The sequence below is a fragment of the Collinsella aerofaciens genome, from assembly GCF_002736145.1.
Lineage (GTDB): Bacteria > Actinomycetota > Coriobacteriia > Coriobacteriales > Coriobacteriaceae > Collinsella > Collinsella aerofaciens_A.
The window spans coordinates 209,579-227,758 of the sequence record NZ_CP024160.1 but is presented as its reverse complement, the minus strand read 5'-3'; the positions used below and the strand labels follow the sequence as shown (position 1 = coordinate 227,758).

Sequence of the window (18,180 nt, the reverse complement as noted above, 5' to 3'; positions counted from 1 at the left end):
CTACTTCGCTTCGCCCTGAGCAGCCATCTTCTCGGCCTCGGCAAGCTGGGCCGGGGTGAGCTTGCGATACTTAATGGCGCCAAAGACGACACAAGCCGCACAGACGATCATGCCGGCGATGAACTTCTGGTCAATCGTTGCACCAAACGGCGACGTCACGGCCTCAAACACAATGGGAGACAGTGCCATGCCAAAGTTGATGCCGGCCATGCCAATGGCAAGGTTAAACGCACGTCCCTCGGGGGCAGAGTTGCCGGCAGCAAAATTGCCCTCCAGCGGCACGTAGGTCTCCTTGCCCAGCGCAACGACAAAGCCCGCAACGCACAGCACCATAAAGGCGGGCGCAACCAGCGTCAGGCCCAGGCCAACGAGCGTCACGCCCCACGCGATCGGCATAGCCAGGTTCTTGAACTTGGCAAACAGCGGGCCGACCAAAAGACCAGCCGCAATACCGGCAACGGTCATAACGGTAGAGGCAAGACCGGCCTCCACGGTACCGCCAAAGCCGCGACCTACAACAAGCAGCGAAACGTTGGAGCTGAAGAGCTGGAACGTAAGTACGAACACAAAGCTCATGAGCGTGATAATCGCGACTTCTTTAGGCATATTGGCAAACACGTTGACCTTGCGCTTGGGCTCAAGATGACCCTCAGGAAGGCAAACAGCCTCGATTACGATGAAAATGATCATGATGAAGTACGCCGCATAGCTGTGGAACCACTCGGCAGAACCCAAGATGCCGGAAACCATCGTCCAGATAATGCCGCCCAGTGCAACAAAAGTGGAGTAGATGCCCATGACAAACGAGCGCTGCTTTCCGCCAAAGTAATCCGCGATAAGAGCGTCCGTTGAATTCTGCACGGCGCCGAGACCAAGGCCCATGACAGCAGAAGCCGCTAAGACTTGGCCGAGCGAGTCGTGGAACACCAGCACCGAGGCGCCTGCCAGCATCACGATAATGTGACCGACGAGCGTCGTCTTCTTCTTGGACACGCGAGAGGCAAGCTGTGAAGAGACGAGCATGGCGGACAACGCCATCATCAACGGGATGATGCCGATAATCATCTGAACGGCAGCGATGTTCTCGTTGGGAAACGCGGCCGCAACAGAGGCCACGATGGGAACGGGCACGAGCATGCCCATGATGCACATGGCGGCTGCGTAAATGCCCACCAGGTACTTGATCTTGGTTTTATCCATGATCCATCCTTACACTTAAAGAAAAGGGTCGGAGCGGCCAGGCACCACCAGCGGCCGCCCCAAACACAGCACTATCAGTCGTTGAATCCGGTGAACACGGGCTCTCCGCTGTACACGAGCGCTTCCTCGACACCATCGAGCACGCGGCAGGCGCCAGACGCCATCGCCTCAAGTTCAAACTCGCCGGGATAAGCCGACACGGGGGCGATCCAGGAGCAGCATTCCTCAATCGAGGCAACGAGCTCCTTGCTGTGGACCATGCCGCCTCCGAGCAAGATGCCGTCGACGTCACCCTTCAGCACACAGGCCATCTCGCCAATCCACTTGCAGATTTGGTAAACCATTGCATCCCAGGCGCGAGCTGCAGCCTTATCGCCCGCAGTGGCACGCTCGCACACCTCGATGGCATCGGAGGTACCCAAAAGATCGACAAAACCGCCGGTCTTCATGCAATGGGCGCGAGCGACATCAAGGCCGTGTTCCGCGGTGTACTTTGCGACCTCGATCGCGGGAACCGATCCGCAGCGCGTCGGTGCCATGGGGCCCTCGCCGCCGACGATGTCGTTGCCGTCCACCATCTTGCCCTTAAGATGAGCCGAGATAGAGATGCCGCCGCCGATATGGCAAACGATGAAGTTGCACTCATCATAGGGGCGACCGAGCTTTGCCGCATGGCGGATGGCGGTCTCTTTGAGATTAAGGGCGTGCAGGTGCACGTTTCGATACACGCCCTTAATGCCCGTCATACGTGCGAGGTCGCACAGCTCGTCGGTATCGGGAGGATTCACCACAAAAGAGGGCTTTCCCGTCTTTGAGGCGAACTCATGGGCAATCTGGGGACCCAACTGCGCCGGGTGCTGAATGCCGTTCGCACCGATGCGGGCATGCTCGAGCATGACCTCGTTGATGGCATACGTGCCGCCGGGCAGCGAAAGCAAGCCGCCGCCGCGACCGACAAATGCATCAAAGTCCTCGAGCTTCAGGCCCGCCTCCCCCAGTGCTCCAAGAATCAGATTGCAGCGATACGGCATCTGAGCCGAAACCCCATCGAACTGGGCAAGGTCCTTCGCATCGTGCGCAACGTTCTTGCTGAGCTTGCACTCATCACCCTCAAAAACGCCCACCTTCGTGGAAGTGGAACCCGGGTTGATTACCAGGATGCGCCGGGGAGTCTTTTTATCGGACATACCTTAGGCCTCCTTAAGCGCCTGGGCGCGCACGCAGCTCATCACCACGTTGCCGACGATCTCGTCGACGGGCGCAGAGCGCGAGCAATCGCACACGATCTTCTTGAAGCCCTGAAGCATGGGACCGTAAGCATTGGCGCCAGTCAGGTTCTGGATGATCTTGACACCGATATTGCCCACGTTGATATCGGGCCAGATGACCACATTGGCCTGTCCCGCAACAGCAGACTCGCGATGAACCTTCTTGGCCGCAACCTTGGGGTTAATCGCCGAATCAAACTGGAACTCGCCGTCGATGGCAAGGTCGGGACGGCGATCGTTGGCAATCTCGCGAGCGCGACGCACCTTGTCGACAAGCTCGTTATCCATCGAACCGTCAGTCGAATGCGAAAGCAGCGCGCAACGGATATCCCATCCGGTCAGCGAGCGTACCGTTTCGCTCGACGAAATCGCAATCGAGGCAAGCTCCTCGCTCGTGGGGTCAACGCAAACGGCGGAATCGCCAAAAGCCAAAAGGCCGCCTTCGCCGCCGTTCCAGTTGGGAATGTCGGCGATACCGCACGAGCTCACGGTGTCCACCCCGTCGGCAAGGCCGACGATGGTCTGACCCGCCAGGATAATATCGCCCGTGGCGTTATCGATGCCGGCGAACATTACGTCGACATCGCCGAGCACCTGCAAAATCAGGGCGCGCTCAAGCGGACGCGTCATACGGCGCGCGGCGCCCTTGGGCTTAAACTTGCAATCCGGATGCGAAAGGTAGCGCTCACAGCAGGCGGCGTTCGCCTCCTCGTCGGTCACATCGACAATCTCGATGCCGTCAAGGGAGATACCACGCTCGTCGGCAAGCTCCTTGAGCTTACCGCCGTCGCCGACCAGCACGCATTCGGCAAGATGCTCGGCGGCGATCTTTGCGACCGCCTGCATCATGGTCTCGTTTTCGCCCTCGGGAAAAGCAACGCGCATAGGCTTGGCGGCAGCCTGCTCGCGCAGGGTCTGCATCAGATCCATGGCCGCTACTCCATCTCTTCGGCAGTGCGCTCGATAAGCTCGCCAATGGTCTTCATGACCATGACCTCGCGAACGGGGACCTCGGCATCAAGCTCGTTCTCGATCATGGAGGTCAGAGCGATCATCTTCATCGAGCCCTTGCCCAGGGTCTCAAACGTCGTCTCGGGGGTCACATCGCCGTCATAGTTGTAAGCGGACTTGGCAAAATCGCAGATCTGCTGAGTGAGTTCTTCGTTCATGATGGTGCCTTTCTAATTAAAAAGAGGAGTGGCCACGGCGGGCTGGAGACATGGGTCCCGCCGTGGCCTAAGAGAGGAAGCGAATTGTTAAAAGGGTTGAAAGCCTAGTCGTCAAGCTCAAACGTGAGCTCTTTGTAGCCCGGTCGGTCGATAACCTTGGCATGGACGCCCACGGTCTCGCCCGCCTTGAGCTTGGCGCGAATCTCGGGGGCCTTCTTCTTGGTTATGCCGTAGATGACGTAGGTGTACTGAGAGCCCTCGTCGATATCGACGGCGCCGTAGGCGTACTTGCCATACTCCTTGAGGTAGGGCTTGTCGTTCTGCGGACCAGGCAGGGTAAAATCGATCAGATGGCCGTGACCGGAAACCTGGACCCAATCGGTCTTGTGGTAGCCGCAGGCATTGCAAGCAAGGTGGGGCGGAAACTCGACAGCTCCGCACTCGGGGCACTGACGTGCCCAATAGATGCCCTCTTCAAGACCCGTGTAGAACTTCTTGACCACGGGCTCCATATCTTTGAGTTGCATGAGAATACTCCTTATGGGAAATCGAAAACCGCGGTCGCTTAGGCGACGGTACGAAGAATCTGGCAGCGCACATTCTGAGAACCGCCAAAACCGCGCAGGAAGGCCGTCTCGGGAACCTTCTTCATCTGGGTTGCACCGGCGACGCCGCGCATCTGCTTGACGGCCTCGACGATATCGGCGATGCCGGATGCGCCATGAGCGTGGCCGAAGTTGCAACGGCCACCGTGCGGGTTGATGGGCTTATCGCCGTCAAAAGCGGTGCGGCCATCGATCGCATACTTCCAAGCCTCGCCGCGCGGAATATAGCCGCACTCCTCGGCCGAGACGATCTCGGAAGCCAGGAAGAAGTCATTGCACATAAACAGGTCGATCTCATCGGGGCTCACGCCGGTAAGGTCGTAGACCTGCTTGGCAGCAAGCTCGGTAGCCCAGTGCTCGTTGTGAAGCAGGCCGGCTTCGACGGCAGAGGCGCCCGTGCCCAGAACCTCGATAGGTGCATACGGGACACCCATGGCCTTGGCCTTCTCCGTGGGCATCACGACAACAGCGGCGGCACCGTCGCACTTCTTCTCAAAGCCGGTAACGCGCAGGTACTGCGTAACGCGCGGGTTGTACATGCTCTTGAGATACTCGTCGGCGGTATCGAACCCAGCTGCCTTCGCATCCTCCTCGACCGTGGTCTCATACCACGCAAGGGGATTCAGGACGGCGCCGCGGCGAAGGCTCTTGGTAAGGCCGTTCAGGGCGTCATCGATCTGATCGGCGGTAAGGTCGTACTGCATCGAATACTCGTTGATCCAGTTGTCGAACGACACGCCGAAGGCGCCATCGAGCGGACGACCATAAGCGCGGTCATAGATCTTATCGAGCGAGGGAATCATGACGTCGAGCGTAAAGTCCTGGCGAATATGGGAGGGCATGTGCTCAACGGGAAGAGTCGAAGCCAAATCGCAGGCACCCGTAAGGACAACATCGTAGGCACCGGAGGCGACTGCCATCACGGCCTGCTCAAGGGCGACATAGCCCGTGCAGCAAGCCTCGGAATGATGGACGGAACCCTTGGCGCGAACACCAAACCAATCGGCAACCTGCATGTTTGGGGTAATGCAATCGCCAACGAGATACGGATTGGCGCTGCCGTGGTAGAAAAAGTCGATATCGCGGGGCTCAAGGCCGGCGTCGGCAATTGCCTCGAGGGCCGCATAGCCAAACGCCTCGCCCTCGCCAATACCCTGGGTCTCGGGATGCTCCTCAAAATCCTTGAATGGGGTGCAGCCTACGCCTACAATCGAGACGCTGCGCATATTCTTTCCGAGCGTAACCACTGAATATCACATCCTAATCATGTGAAGGTGTACGGAATGATGGCGCAGTCCGGCCGCGAGCGAAGGTGAGAGAGCGCTCGCGGCTTTTCTGTGCCGTCACACGTTGAACTACTGCAGTGGTTCTTTTGAACGTAGCTTTAGTTTACGAGGGGTTTATTTGGTGTTGTGGGACAAAAAGCCGCTATGTGTCCCATCATTTGGTACACATAGCTTTATTTCGTTCCAAATAGCAGATAAATGACCGTGCTTAAAACCGATTCATAGGGTTGGAGCACTTTGAGTTCACTGCATGCGCAACCGTTCATCCCTAAAAAACAGCCGCTCACCCGAGTGACTTTTCAAAATCGGGGATATGTGGGTGCCAATGGCGCGAGGCATCGTCGACGAACAGCGGCGCATAGAACATGCGATTGAGCGCGGCGGCAACGGTGCGTGCCTCCAAATCAGGACGGACCTCGAGCCAGTACTGGATAAGGTTATGGTGACCCGCGAGAGCAAAAGCCAGATACAGGTCAAGATCGGTCTCGTCAGAAAACGTTGAGCGCAGACGGTCGCGAAAATACCCATGCATGAAAATCGTAGCCTTATGCGTGAACACAGGGTCCCCGTTTTCGCTGTTAAGCGCCAAAACTTTCGAGCGATTAGCCTGGAGAATCTCCATGCGCTTGATCATCGTGGGCGTAGGGTCCAGCTGCGCATCGCCAAAACGAGCCTCCAGCGCAACATCATTGATGTCCTGCATATTCTGGAGCAGCTCATCTTCAAAACGTTTAACCACATCATCGACAGAGCGATAACAGCGATAGAACGTCGATTTGGATGTATGGGCAAGGCGAAGTACCTCGGTCACCTTAATCGACTGCACCGGAGTTGCCGCCATAAGCTCAAAGACGGCATCCTCGATCCGTGAAGCAATATCGTTTTGAGCGTTCAGTGGCATAGCGGCCTCCCCTATTGTCGATTGGCTCCTATGCTACCCGAAAGGTGTGCTCCTTGAGGATGATACGAGGCATAGAGCGCGCCGCACAAGAGATGACGCAGCGACCGTATATCACCGACGAAGTATTCCATCCGTCGGGCATACCGTCTTTGCGAGGGTCAATCGAAAACCCGACACCCTCAGCCTTGAGAATGGCCTCGATGCACGTCCACGTCTGACTCAGGCGAAGATTGCGTTCTTGCAAATTGGGGGCAGCGTTAATCCACGCGCGCTCGTCGTCGTTCACCATACGCTCAACCGCAACGGGAGCAATCTCATCGACCGCCTCGATATCCACGCCAATAGGTCCTCCGACCGACCGAGCAACATCGGAAACGGCGAGGACGGCCACGCTTCCGCCATGTGAAATGGAAATAGAGGGGGCCTCCCCATCCGCAAGCTCGATCTTGCCGAAAGCAGAGCGCGCAAGCTGGGCGTCATCGATAACGTTCAAAACATCGTGAAGCAGCAAGCCCACGCCGGCGGCTTCCCTCCGAGACGCAATGGGGAGATCCCCGTTGGAGGCACGTAAGGCATAGCGTCCCGCGATTGATGCCATATCAACGGTCTCGCCGGGATCGATCGCAGAAACGTCAACGAGATGTACGGTTATGTTCAAAATGGTCAACCCCTACTCGATTGAGATGACAAGGCTAAACAGACGCTCAGAACCGCTCATTCATGAATCGAGGTACCTGTTGCCGGCGATTTGGCGACCAAAACAAAACAGCCCAGAGGCTAAGCCTCTGGGCTGCGAACATTTGGTGGGCGTTAGAAGATTTGAACTTCTGACCTCTTCCGTGTCAGGGAAGCGCTCTCCCCCTGAGCTAAACGCCCAAATGGAGCGGACAACGGGGCTCGAACCCGCGACCCCAACCTTGGCAAGGTTGTGCTCTACCAACTGAGCCATGTCCGCTTACGAGGATTAATCTTACGTGATACCCGCATCCTATGCAAGAACTTTTTTTGAAAAGTTTTGCGACGCCCTCGCGAACCTCGCGAAGACATCAGCCACCACGGAAGGTGTAGGCAAACGCAAACTCGCCGCAAGAGGCCCCTACAACTCAGCGAGCATGATCCAGGCAGAGCTGTCCTGCGCGAGCCTGCCATCCGCAAGCGGTGATGAGGTGAGCAGAACCCTACCCGCCGGCAGCTCCACGGGTGCTGCACCGAAGTTCGTCACACATGCCCAGCCGTTGTCGCGGCGATAGGCGATGACGCCACCCTCAGCGCCCTCGGCACCATCCGCAAGGCCGGTGCGCCCGTCAAGATCGAGCCACGCAAGATCGTTAGCGCGCCCGCGCAGCTTGCGCCGCAGCCAGAGGGCGTCGCGATAGAGCGCAAGCATCGATGTCGGGTCCGCTTCTTCCCTATCGGCAGCGTAATCGGAAAACCATGCAGGCTGCGGCAGATGGGGCGCCGCATCGGCGTCCGCCGATGAAAACCCAAACGATCCGCCCTGCGAGGGATCGTCCGCTGCCACCCACGGCAGGGGCACACGGCAGCCGTCGCGCCCCTTCTCGCGCTTCGGTCCGTGCGTATTGGTCGCAGTAGGATCTTCGAGTGCGGCCCACGGGATATCGGCCACCTCAAAAAGGCCGAGCTCCTCACCCTGATACACGTATGCCGAGCCCGGAAGCGCCAGCTCGAGCAAAAGGGCCGCCCGCGCGCGGCGCTCGCCGAGTTCACGGTCCTCGTCATAAGACGACCCGTCGCGTAAGAGCCAGTCGAGCGCAATCTGGTGATAGCGCGTCGCCTTGATTTGCGGCAGGGCATAGCGCGTCGCCACGCGCGGCACGTCGTGGTTGGAAAGTACCCAGGTCGAGGCGGAGTCGGATTCGATGGCCGCCTTCAAGCCCTCCTCGATTGCAGCGTGCATGTCATCATAGGTCCAAGTGGCCTTGGCGAACTCAAAGTTGAATGTCTGGCCAAGCTCGCTGGGGCGCGCGTAGAGATACTGGCGATCGGGCAGCACCCACGCCTCGGCAACGGCGCTGCGTGGCGGATCATAGCGGTCGAACACGCGGCGCCACTCGCGATAGATCTCGTGGACCTCGTTGCGGTCCCACAGCGGATGGGTGCCGTCCTCAACCATGTCATCGCCCTCGGCGAGATGCCACCGGTCAAGATCATCGCGGTCGAGATCCTTGGCGAGACCGTGCGCTACATCAATGCGAAAGCCATCGACGCCTCGATCGCTCCAAAACGCCAGGACGTCGCAAAAGAACGCGCGAACCTCGGGGCACGACCAGTCAAAGTCCGGCTGCTCGGGCGTAAACATGTGCAGATACCATTGACCGTCCGCGACGCGCGTCCAGGCGGGGCCGCCAAAGTTGGCATTCCAATTGGTGGGAGGCAGCTCGCCGTGCTCGCCGCGACCATCGCGGAAGATATAACGGGCGCGCTCGGGCGATCCAGGGCCGGCGGCAAGAGCGGCTTTGAACCAGGGGTGCTGGTTAGATGAATGGTTGGGCACGATGTCGACGATGACCTTGATGCCGCGCGCGTGAGCCGCAGCGATCATGTCATCGAAGTCGCCAAGCGAGCCGAGACGTGGGTCGACGTCGCAGTAGTCCGCCACATCATAGCCGCCATCAACAAGAGGCGATGGGTAAAACGGACTCAGCCAGATGGCCTCGACGCCCAGCCGCTCAAGATAGTCCATCTGTTGGGTAATGCCCGCGATATCGCCCAGACCCGAACCAGTCGAATCCTTAAACGAGCGCGGGTAAATCTGATAGATCGCGGCATCGGACATCCATGAGCGCGAAGAGGACTTTTCTGTAGCCATGGGGTGCGCCTCCCTTGCAACGAGGTTTTGCGAGATGCCCACGATGATACGCCCAAAGCTGACATTCACGGCAAACAACGCCACAGCCACGTCCCAAACGCTCGCTCCCTCACGGGTTCGAGCCCAAGCGATGGGTACGAAAAAGCCCGGCTACCGTAGTAGTCGGGCTGCTGCGTTTGGAGCGGACAACGGGGCGTCCGCGTATCCGCTTCGCGGATCCGCACCGGCTTCGGCCGCCTGTCGGCGACCTCGCCAGCTCGCTACAAACGCTCCGCGTTTGCTTAACGCTCGCTCCCTCTCGGGTTCGAGCCCATGCGATGGGTACGAAAAAGCCCGGCTACCGTAGTAGTCGGGCTGCTGCGTTTGGAGCGGACAACGGGGCTCGAACCCGCGACCCCAACCTTGGCAAGGTTGTGCTCTACCAACTGAGCCATGTCCGCATATGTAAAACAAAACGGGCGCCGGAGCGCCCGGATGTTGCCTGGAGGCGAAGCCCGGATTCGAACCGGGGGTAAAGGCTTTGCAGGCCTCTGCCTTACCACTTGGCCACTTCGCCGAAAAAGGACCGCCTAAACGGTCCGGAAATGCAATGGAGCGGACAACGGGGCTCGAACCCGCGACCCCAACCTTGGCAAGGTTGTGCTCTACCAACTGAGCCATGTCCGCTTGCGGGTTATTAATTTACGCGAGTTGTCCAAAAGACGCAAGTACTTTTTTTCAAAAAACTTGTCTGCCGCATGTTCTTAGTAGCTAAACGCGCTAAAGCGATTGGCTAGGCACACGATTCCAGCGCTCCGCTAAACAGCTTCACCATCTGCACGCGCGTGCCGGCGCCGTCCGTACGACGAGCAACCTCCACGTTATCGACGAGCATACGCATAAGCTTGATACCACGGCCGCGCTCCTCTGATGCGACCGGTTCGCTCGTTTCATCGATAGAATAGCCGGCACCTCGATCAAGCACCTCAACCACAACGCGATCGCCATAGGCCTGAACCGTCAGGACGCACCCGATACCGCCCGCATGGTCATAGGCATTACCCAGCGCCTCCCCCGACGCCAATGCGACATCGTACCGCTCGTCACGGCGCAACGGAAGCGATTCAAGGAGTTCGGCGATGCGATGTCGGTAGTATGGAAGATTCTCGATACCCTGACGGACCTCGACGCTCTTACTCCAGCGAGGCAGCTCCCCCACCGGAATGGCGGGAATAGACTCCCGTGCCGGCCCCGCGACATGAAGAATATCGACAAGACGAGCAATCTCCAAAAAGCGAACAACTTCACCTGATGCATTGACGAGCGAAAGCAGGCCTTCTCGCCTCATGAGCTCACGAGCGCGCGTAAGCAGGAATGCCAAGCCCGTCGAATCGATAAAGCTAACAGCCTGACAGTTGATGACGACACGACGCACGCCGCGGCCAATCAAAGCATCCAACCGCCGACGCAGCGCAGGCACCGTGGCGATGTCGATATCGCCTGGTGGCGTCAAAACCGCTATGTCATTCCACTCATTCATACGACCATGGTTCCCCAAAAAAGCCCACTCGATGCATTCGTTTCCCCAACCGTACGGATTCAGCCCGCCCAGCGTCGTCTATGAACGACCCCGTAAAAACTCAAGGGACACCAATGCAATGTCATCGTCCAGCGCCGATTCGGTAAATCGGTCGAGCTCGCCCAAGACCTTGCCGCAGATTCCCGATACGCCCTCACCCGAGACAGAGAGCAGAAGGTCACGAAGGCGCTGCTCGCCAAAGAAAGCACCCGAGCGGTCACGTGCTTCGATTGTTCCGTCGGTGTACATAAATAGCATGTCACCAGGAGCGAACGTAAACACGCCTGTCTCGTACACCATGCTCTCAAAGGCACCGATTACCCCCGATTGGCATCCAAGCAGCTCGACCTCTCCCCCACGAGCCTCGTCGCCACCCAGCGGCATCGACTCTGGCCTGATGACCATGGTCGGAGGATGGCCCGCCGAACAATACGTTGCGCGTCCGGCTTTAAGGTCAATCTTGGCGATAAAGGCCGTCACGAACGTCTCGACCCTCGAAAAGCCCATGAGCATGCTGTTAAGGGAGCGTGCCATGCGGGCCGGTCCAGCGCCCTCCCAGGCATATGCCGTCAGGGCCGTCTTGACGAGCGCGGACATCGATGCAGCCTCAATGCCTTTGCCAGACACATCGCCCAGAATCATGACGGCGCAATCGTCGGGAAGACGGATGAGCGTATAGAAATCGCCGCCGACCAACGCCGAGTTCGTGGCCGACAGGTACACCGAATCGGTTGCGATACCCGGAACATCCCCCAGTGAATTTCTCATGCCAATCTGGAGGGTCTGAGCGATATGGCGCTCCTCACGCTTTTGAGATTCGCCTTCATAGATCAGTTCAAAGTCATGAGCCAAGTGCACCAAGTAGTCATATTCAAGGTCATCAATCGGCTCTTGGCTACCATCACGAAGCAGCAGCGCGCGCGTCGTCGGGCCCTTCGCAACAGAAGCAGGAACGATCGCGTCGTTACTGTGCTTGCCATCGCCCTCAGAGCGCGGGCGCCCCGCCTCGATGCCGGCGTCGACGTAGAGACCCTGGCAAGGCAGGCCATGTGCCCTAAGCCAGCCTCCCATAGGCATCGATTCGTCAACGCGAGTTATACGGACGTGTTTAAGGTCCTCGGCACTCGTGCCGCCCAAAACAGATGCCTCAAAGCCATCAGGGGCAGCCCCCAAACGTGCCGCTGGCGCCGTCGTGGAAAAGAAAAGCTTCTCGGGATCGTCCGGCAAAGCAACGCGACTGCCGCCTTCAAAATCTATGACGTAGGAATCCAGACTGGCGTCATACTCAATAGGGCAAAAATGGCAGTTGAGCATATTGCAGATCTCGGACGATACCGCCCGGGTAGCCGCGGCGGAATCGTCTAGAAAGGTAAACAACTCATCACGTAAGACATTGAGCGAGCGGCCGAGCTCGGCCGTACGACGGGAGCGAAGGCTCGATGCCATGCCGACCAGCTGGATAGACAGGTAATCGCAAATAACCTCGAGCACATTAACGTCATAGGCGAGCGGTGCCTGGGGGCGTTTCCAACCAACTTCCAGCACGCCAAGGATCTGCGTACCGTAAAAAACGGGAAGACAGATCTCGCTGCGGTACGGAGGCATATCCTGCATGCGCAACAGGTGCTTAGAACGATTATCCAGGTCCATGAACATACCGGAGGCGGCCTTATCGCCCTCAAGGTCCTGTTGAATCGACAAGCGACAAGCACGCGACTCGCGAAGAACATACGTCGGAATGCCAGCGCCATACGGCAAAAACTCGGGCAGGTAGCTGTCGTACAGCTCCTTGGAAACACCGCGAAGCTTAAAGCCGCCGCTCTCAGAAAAATAGATAGCGGCGCCCGAAGCATCGAGCGTTCCTACAAGCTGGTTCAAAACGGTATCAAGCAGGCTGGGTAACTCATCGGAGCCCACAGTGCTCATAATGACCGAGAGCGTGCCAGAGAGACGCTTGTTCGCCACTCTAAGCTCCGATAACGCACGCTTGAGTTGCCGGTCGTGAGAATACTGTTCCTCGATACTGTGAAGCGCCACCAGGACACGTGGTGCGCGGCGCCCAAAGATGCGTAGAGGCGTTACGGACCCCGCACGAACCAAGACGGGAATAAAAGAGCCGTCACTCAACTTGAGCATCAGTTCGTTCTCGGAGCCATCGGTTTCAAATGGCAGACGATGTTCCGTCGCACGTTCAAAAGCGGACGAGTACAGAACGTCTTTAACATCTCCACCGATGACGTCGGCGCGTTCCTCGCACATCAAACCAAGTAAGCGATTATTCACATGCAGAATGGTTCCGTCGAGCTCGCAGATGATGACAGCATCGCTCGTGATCTCGACTAGTTGGGCAACGTCTGCCCACTCGTTGCGTTCAAGCGTTTCCATCGTGGACCCCACCGTCTATCGGTAACAAAAAAGCCTCCGAAGAGGCTTCTCAAATGCGATGGTGTCGGAGGCGGGACTTGAACCCGCATGACCAAAAAGCGGTCACTAGCACCTCAAGCTAGCGCGTCTGCCAATTCCGCCACTCCGACATGCTATGTTGTTGATTCGCGGTTCGTTTTGTTCGACCCGCGCGTTCAACGAGGAAGATAATAACCTATGATTCGAGAACTGTGCAAGCACTTTTTTGAAAAAAGTTTACGAATTTGTAATTGCGCAGGTAGACTGACTTGTTCGGGCCGGAATGAGGTTGCTTTCCAACGCGTCCTCGGGCATGCGGCATTATTTTGATCCGCGCTTCGCGCTACAAAATAATGCCGCCCCCTGCGGAATGCGTTGGAAAGCAACCTCATTCCGGCCCTAGGGGCACATGCTTCATGCACAGTTCTCAAACATGTTCTGGGGGCTGATGCAAATTTGGTGGCTCGGCTTTGCCGAGCCCTTATATAAGGAGGCCGGAGCTAAAGCTCCGGCCTCACTAAATTTCTTATTAGATAAAGTGAGCGATCAAGAAATCGCACCCCTCTGCAGTGGTAACACAGGGCCCGTGCTGGACTTAGTTTTCAGAACATTCCGCAGACCAGGAAACCCCCTTATCCGCAGCTCCGAAGGAGCAGGATAAGGGGGTTTCCATGGTCGAGGACGTTCTGAAAACTAAGTCCAGCACGGGCCCGGACGATAACAACCGACTACAGGTCGATGTGCGATTCCTTGATCGGGAACGGCTCCGCGAAGTGGCACGCGCAGCAGTGGCCCGGAGCGACTTCCTTAAACTCAGGAAGCTTCTCGGAGCAGATGCCCTGCGCGATCGGGCAGCGGGTGTGGAAACGGCAACCGGTCGGCGGATCCAGCGGTGACGGCGGATCGCCAGCGAGGATGATGCGCTTGCGGGTCTTCTGGATATCCGGATCGGGCACCGGCACAGCAGACAGCAGCGACTGCGTGTACGGGTGGTGCGGCTCACTGTAGAGCGTCTTCCAGTCCGAAACCTCGACCATCTTGCCCAAATACATAACGGCAACGCGGTCGGAGATGTGCTGCACAACGGACAGGTCGTGGGCGATAAACAGATACGCCGTACCGAACTTGTCCTGAAGTTCCTTGAGCAGGTTCAGAACCTGGGCCTGAATGGAAACATCCAGAGCGGAAACGGGCTCGTCGCAGATGATCAGCTTGGGCTTCAGAGCGAACGCGCGAGCGATGCCGACACGCTGACGCTGACCGCCCGAGAACTCGTGCGGATAGCGGTTGATGTGCTCGGGGTTCAGGCCGACGACGTCCAGCAGCTCGCGGACGCGCTCGATGCGCTCCTCCTTGGTACCCACGCCATGAATGGTCATGGGCTCGGAAACGATCTCGCCAATGGTCATACGAGGATTGAGCGAAGCGTAAGGATCCTGGAAGATAAACTGCATCTCGCGACGCATGTCCTTGATCTCATGCTTGCTCATCTCGGCAACATCTTTGCCCTGGAAGAACACCTTACCGGCAGTCGGCTTGGTCAGACGCATGATGGTACGGCCCGTGGTGGACTTACCGCAACCAGACTCGCCGACCAGACCAAAGGTCTCGCCCGGATAAATCTCAAAAGAGATGTCATTTACAGCAGAGACGACGCGCTTGGAAAAACGCTTGGCGAACATGCCGGACTCTGCGGGGAACTCCTTAGAGAGGTGCTCGACCTTCAGCAGCGGAGTACGCTCGTTATTGTCTGCCATTTACGCCTCGCCTCCCTTCTTGGAATCCTTGCGCGTACGGGACGTCTCAGGAGCGTTCTTGAGGAACTCGGGGTCACCGGAGTAGTGGCACGCAGAGTAGTGACCAGACTCGGTGACAACGCGCTCGGGGCGCTGCTTGCGGCACTTGTCCGTCGCATAGGGGCAGCGAGGAGAGAAGACGCAACCCTCAGGCAGGTTCATGAGCGAAGGCGGGTTGCCGTGAATCGGCGTCAGCGGCTTCTTCTCCTCGATGGCCTGCTCCGGAATGGAACGAATAAGACCCCAGGTGTAGGGATGGCGGCTCTCGTAGAAGATTTCCTCAGCAGTACCGAACTCGACGGGACGGCCGGCGTACATAACCATGATCTTATCGGCCATATCGGCGACAACACCCAGGTCGTGGGTGATCATGATGATGGCGTTGCCGTTCTTCTCCTGCATCTCCTGCATAAGCTCAATAATCTGAGCCTGGATGGTAACGTCCAGAGCCGTCGTGGGCTCGTCGGCAATCAGGATATCGGGATCGCAGGCAAGAGCCATAGCGATCATGACACGCTGACGCATACCGCCGGAGAACTGGTGCGGATACTCATTGACGCGCTTCTCGGGCTCGGGGATACCCACGAGGTCCAAAAGTTCGGTAGCGCGCTTGAGCGCCTCCTGCTTGGAGTAGCCACGGTGCAGGCGAAGGCCCTCGCCCACCTGCTTGCCGATCTTATAGACCGGGTTCAAGGAGGTCATAGGATCCTGGAAGATCATAGCGATGTCGTTACCGCGAATGTGTTGCATCTCTTCCTCGGTCATCTCGAGGATAGAACGACCGCGATAGCGAACGTCGCCGCCCTCAATCTTTCCCGGAGGCATCGAGATAAGACCCATGATGGTCATGGCGGTCACGGACTTACCGGAGCCGGACTCGCCGACGACACCCAGGGTCTCGCCGCGATCGAGCGTGTAGGAGACACCGTCGACAGCGCGAACAACGCCGTCCTCGGTGTGGAAATACATCTTAAGGTCATCGACCTCGAGCAGATGCTGGCCCTCGGGAACCGGCTGGTCCTTCAGGTCCACATAGTTCTTGTTCTTCTTCATCCTTATGCGTCCTTCATCTTGACGTCGAGGGCGTCGCGTAGACCGTCACCCAGCAGGGTGAAGGCGAGCACCGTCGAGAGAATTGCCAGACCGGGCATGATCATCATCCAGGGAGCAGTCAGAAGATACTGCTGACCGTCCTGAATCATGGAGCCCCACGAAGGCGTGGGCGGAATAACGCCCATGCCGAGGAAGGACAGAGCGGACTCGGTCAAAATGGCACCGCCAATGTTCATGGTCGCGTAGACCACGATGGAGGCGACGGAGTTCGGGAAGATGTGACGCACGACGATACGAGCATCAGATGCACCCATCGCACGCGCAGCGTCAACATAGTCGTTTTCCTTGACCGTCAAGATTGCGGAGCGGAAGACACGCGCAATCGAAGGCCAGCCGAGAATACCGATGGCGATAAAGACGTTCTGAAGACCACGGCCGATAACGGCGATCATGGCGACAACGAACAGCACGTACGGGAACGCCAGGAAGATATCCGCACAGCGCATGATGATCGTATCCCAGATGCCGCCGTAGAAACCGGCCAGGGCGCCCATGACTAGACCGATCACCGTGGAAATCGCGGTGGCCATAATGCCGACGGACAGCGAAACGCGTGCACCGTAGATAACACGGACGAGAATGTCACGACCAAGGGCGTCGGTGCCAAACGGGTGCTCGGCACACGGAGCCAGCAGCGACGTCTCGGCCATGGTAGTCGAGTCGGAAGCCGTCGGCGAACCGAGCCAGGGCTTAGCCCACAGATCTGCGGTCAGGGCAACCAAAACGACGATGATGATCCAGCAGACACCGATAACGGCGAGCTTGTTCTTACGGAGACGCTTAAAAGCGTCGCCCCACAGCGTGCGGGACTTGGCGGGAGCAGATGCGGCCTTGGTGGCGGTAGCCTGCTCCTGAGACTGAGAATCAGTTTCCTGCATGAGACGTACCTCCCTTAGGCCTTATCCGACGGACCGCCAAGGCGGATGCGCGGGTCGAGGAATGCATAGCTAATGTCGACGAGCAGGTTGATCACCATGACGACGACGACGATGAGCGTAACGCCGCCCATAACGATGGGCCAGTCACGCATGCTAATGGCGCGATAGACCTCATAGCCGATACCGGGCCAGTTAAAGACCGTCTCGGTCAGGATGGCGCCCGAAAGCATGCCACCAAAGTCGACACCGATATAGGTAACGACGGGGATGAGTGCATTCTTAAGCGCATGCTTGACGATGATCGCGCGATTGGAGAGACCCTTGGCCTTTGCCGTACGGATGTAATCCTGGTTCATGACGTCAAGCAGCTGCGAGCGCATAATGCGGGCAGCATAAGCGGTCGAAACCGAAGCCAGCGTAATGGTCGGAAGCACATAGTGCATCCAATCCTGATACTGAGAGCTGGCACCGCCGGCACCCGAGATCGGCATGGAGAATGCACCGCCGGTGGCATCCTTGAGAATGACGCCAAAGAACAGCTGCAGCAACATACCGAGCCAGAAGGCCGGAACAGCAACGAGGATCGACGTGGTGAGCGTTACCAAAATATCCCAGAAGGAATAACGCTTAACCGCCGAAATGATACCCGCACCGATACCCATGATTGCCTCGAGCACGATGGCGCACGCGGCAAGTTTGACCGTATACGGATACTTCTGGGCAAAGATTTCCGTAACCGGCAGCTTGCGCTGGTACGAATTGCCCAGATCGCCATGAAGCAGGCCGTTCATGTAATACAAGTAACGGTCCACGAGCGACGTTTGAACGGGGTCGCCGTTCTCGTCAAGAATCGCGTTGCCGTCCTCGTCCGTCTGGACCAGGTGATAGCGCACGCGAAGCTGAAGCTCTACCTCGGGGGACAGAGCCTTGTCTCCACCGATCAGCTTGATCGGATCTCCCGGCACGATATTCTGGAGGGCGAACAGAATCAGCGTGACGCCCAAAAATACCGGGATGAACTGAAGCACACGTTTAACGATGTACTTACCCATACCACTCCCCTATCTAGGGATTAACCTAAATGGGATGCCGATCGCCAGACCGGCATCCCAAAATTACCATCAGCCAGTTTACCCCAGGTTAGGGAGAACTGTATGTTTCCCATGAGGTCTA

General features: G+C 57.9%; 15 protein-coding genes and 6 tRNA genes. All 21 read right to left on the bottom strand.

Going from position 1 to position 18,180, the window contains the following annotated elements:
* On the bottom strand, window positions 1–1,200 hold the full coding sequence (locus CSV91_RS01005) for an MFS transporter (protein ID WP_099431449.1): 1,200 nt from the start codon (window positions 1,198–1,200) through the stop codon (window positions 1–3).
* 74 nt (window positions 1,201–1,274) lie between these two features.
* Complete coding sequence (gene buk, locus CSV91_RS01000; RefSeq protein WP_099431448.1) at window positions 1,275–2,387, bottom strand: butyrate kinase; 1,113 nt, start codon at window positions 2,385–2,387, stop codon at window positions 1,275–1,277.
* 3 nt (window positions 2,388–2,390) lie between these two features.
* On the bottom strand, window positions 2,391–3,398 hold the full coding sequence (locus tag CSV91_RS00995; protein WP_099431447.1) for a phosphate acyltransferase: 1,008 nt from the start codon (window positions 3,396–3,398) through the stop codon (window positions 2,391–2,393).
* A gap of 5 nt (window positions 3,399–3,403) precedes the next feature.
* Window positions 3,404–3,637 (bottom strand): acyl carrier protein, encoded by a 234-nt coding sequence (locus CSV91_RS00990; protein WP_055251381.1) that lies wholly within the window; start codon window positions 3,635–3,637, stop codon window positions 3,404–3,406.
* Between the two features lie 104 nt (window positions 3,638–3,741).
* Window positions 3,742–4,164 carry a Zn-ribbon domain-containing OB-fold protein gene (locus CSV91_RS00985; protein WP_099431446.1) on the bottom strand — a complete coding sequence of 141 codons (423 nt, stop codon included), beginning with the start codon at window positions 4,162–4,164 and terminating at the stop codon, window positions 3,742–3,744.
* A 38-nt stretch (window positions 4,165–4,202) separates the two neighbouring features.
* Window positions 4,203–5,468 (bottom strand): thiolase family protein, encoded by a 1,266-nt coding sequence (locus CSV91_RS00980; RefSeq protein ID WP_099431445.1) that lies wholly within the window; start codon window positions 5,466–5,468, stop codon window positions 4,203–4,205.
* 343 nt (window positions 5,469–5,811) lie between these two features.
* Window positions 5,812–6,429: a TetR/AcrR family transcriptional regulator C-terminal domain-containing protein gene (locus CSV91_RS00975; RefSeq protein ID WP_099431444.1), complete on the bottom strand. Its 618-nt coding sequence runs from the start codon at window positions 6,427–6,429 to the stop codon at window positions 5,812–5,814.
* A gap of 28 nt (window positions 6,430–6,457) precedes the next feature.
* Window positions 6,458–7,087, bottom strand: coding sequence for a 4'-phosphopantetheinyl transferase family protein (locus CSV91_RS00970; protein ID WP_099431443.1), 630 nt, complete (start codon window positions 7,085–7,087; stop codon window positions 6,458–6,460).
* A 143-nt stretch (window positions 7,088–7,230) separates the two neighbouring features.
* Window positions 7,231–7,305 (bottom strand) — tRNA-Val (locus tag CSV91_RS00965).
* Between the two features lie 3 nt (window positions 7,306–7,308).
* Window positions 7,309–7,384 (bottom strand) — tRNA-Gly (locus tag CSV91_RS00960).
* Between the two features lie 141 nt (window positions 7,385–7,525).
* Window positions 7,526–9,259 (bottom strand): glycoside hydrolase family 13 protein, encoded by a 1,734-nt coding sequence (locus tag CSV91_RS00955; RefSeq protein ID WP_232049523.1) that lies wholly within the window; start codon window positions 9,257–9,259, stop codon window positions 7,526–7,528.
* 364 nt (window positions 9,260–9,623) lie between these two features.
* Window positions 9,624–9,699, bottom strand: a tRNA-Gly gene (locus tag CSV91_RS00950).
* 42 nt (window positions 9,700–9,741) lie between these two features.
* A tRNA-Cys gene (locus CSV91_RS00945) sits at window positions 9,742–9,815 on the bottom strand.
* A gap of 34 nt (window positions 9,816–9,849) precedes the next feature.
* Window positions 9,850–9,925: transfer RNA gene (locus CSV91_RS00940), tRNA-Gly, on the bottom strand.
* Between the two features lie 106 nt (window positions 9,926–10,031).
* The gene (locus tag CSV91_RS00935) at window positions 10,032–10,778 is read right to left on the bottom strand and encodes an anti-sigma factor antagonist (RefSeq protein WP_055286928.1); all 747 of its coding nucleotides are present in this window, start codon (window positions 10,776–10,778) and stop codon (window positions 10,032–10,034) included.
* A 78-nt stretch (window positions 10,779–10,856) separates the two neighbouring features.
* Window positions 10,857–13,202, bottom strand: a complete 2,346-nt coding sequence (locus tag CSV91_RS00930; RefSeq protein ID WP_099431442.1) for a GAF domain-containing SpoIIE family protein phosphatase — start codon at window positions 13,200–13,202, stop codon at window positions 10,857–10,859.
* A gap of 59 nt (window positions 13,203–13,261) precedes the next feature.
* Window positions 13,262–13,351 (bottom strand) — tRNA-Leu (locus CSV91_RS00925).
* 597 nt (window positions 13,352–13,948) lie between these two features.
* Window positions 13,949–14,977 (bottom strand): ABC transporter ATP-binding protein, encoded by a 1,029-nt coding sequence (locus CSV91_RS00920; RefSeq protein WP_006236139.1) that lies wholly within the window; start codon window positions 14,975–14,977, stop codon window positions 13,949–13,951.
* On the bottom strand, window positions 14,978–16,069 hold the full coding sequence (locus CSV91_RS00915; RefSeq protein WP_022094887.1) for an ABC transporter ATP-binding protein: 1,092 nt from the start codon (window positions 16,067–16,069) through the stop codon (window positions 14,978–14,980). It lies immediately after the preceding gene.
* A 2-nt stretch (window positions 16,070–16,071) separates the two neighbouring features.
* Window positions 16,072–17,007 (bottom strand): ABC transporter permease, encoded by a 936-nt coding sequence (locus CSV91_RS00910; protein WP_055310513.1) that lies wholly within the window; start codon window positions 17,005–17,007, stop codon window positions 16,072–16,074.
* Between the two features lie 14 nt (window positions 17,008–17,021).
* A complete protein-coding gene (locus CSV91_RS00905) occupies window positions 17,022–18,059 on the bottom strand; it encodes an ABC transporter permease (RefSeq protein ID WP_099431441.1) in 1,038 nt (345 codons plus the stop codon).
* Window positions 18,060–18,180 lie beyond the last annotated feature (121 nt).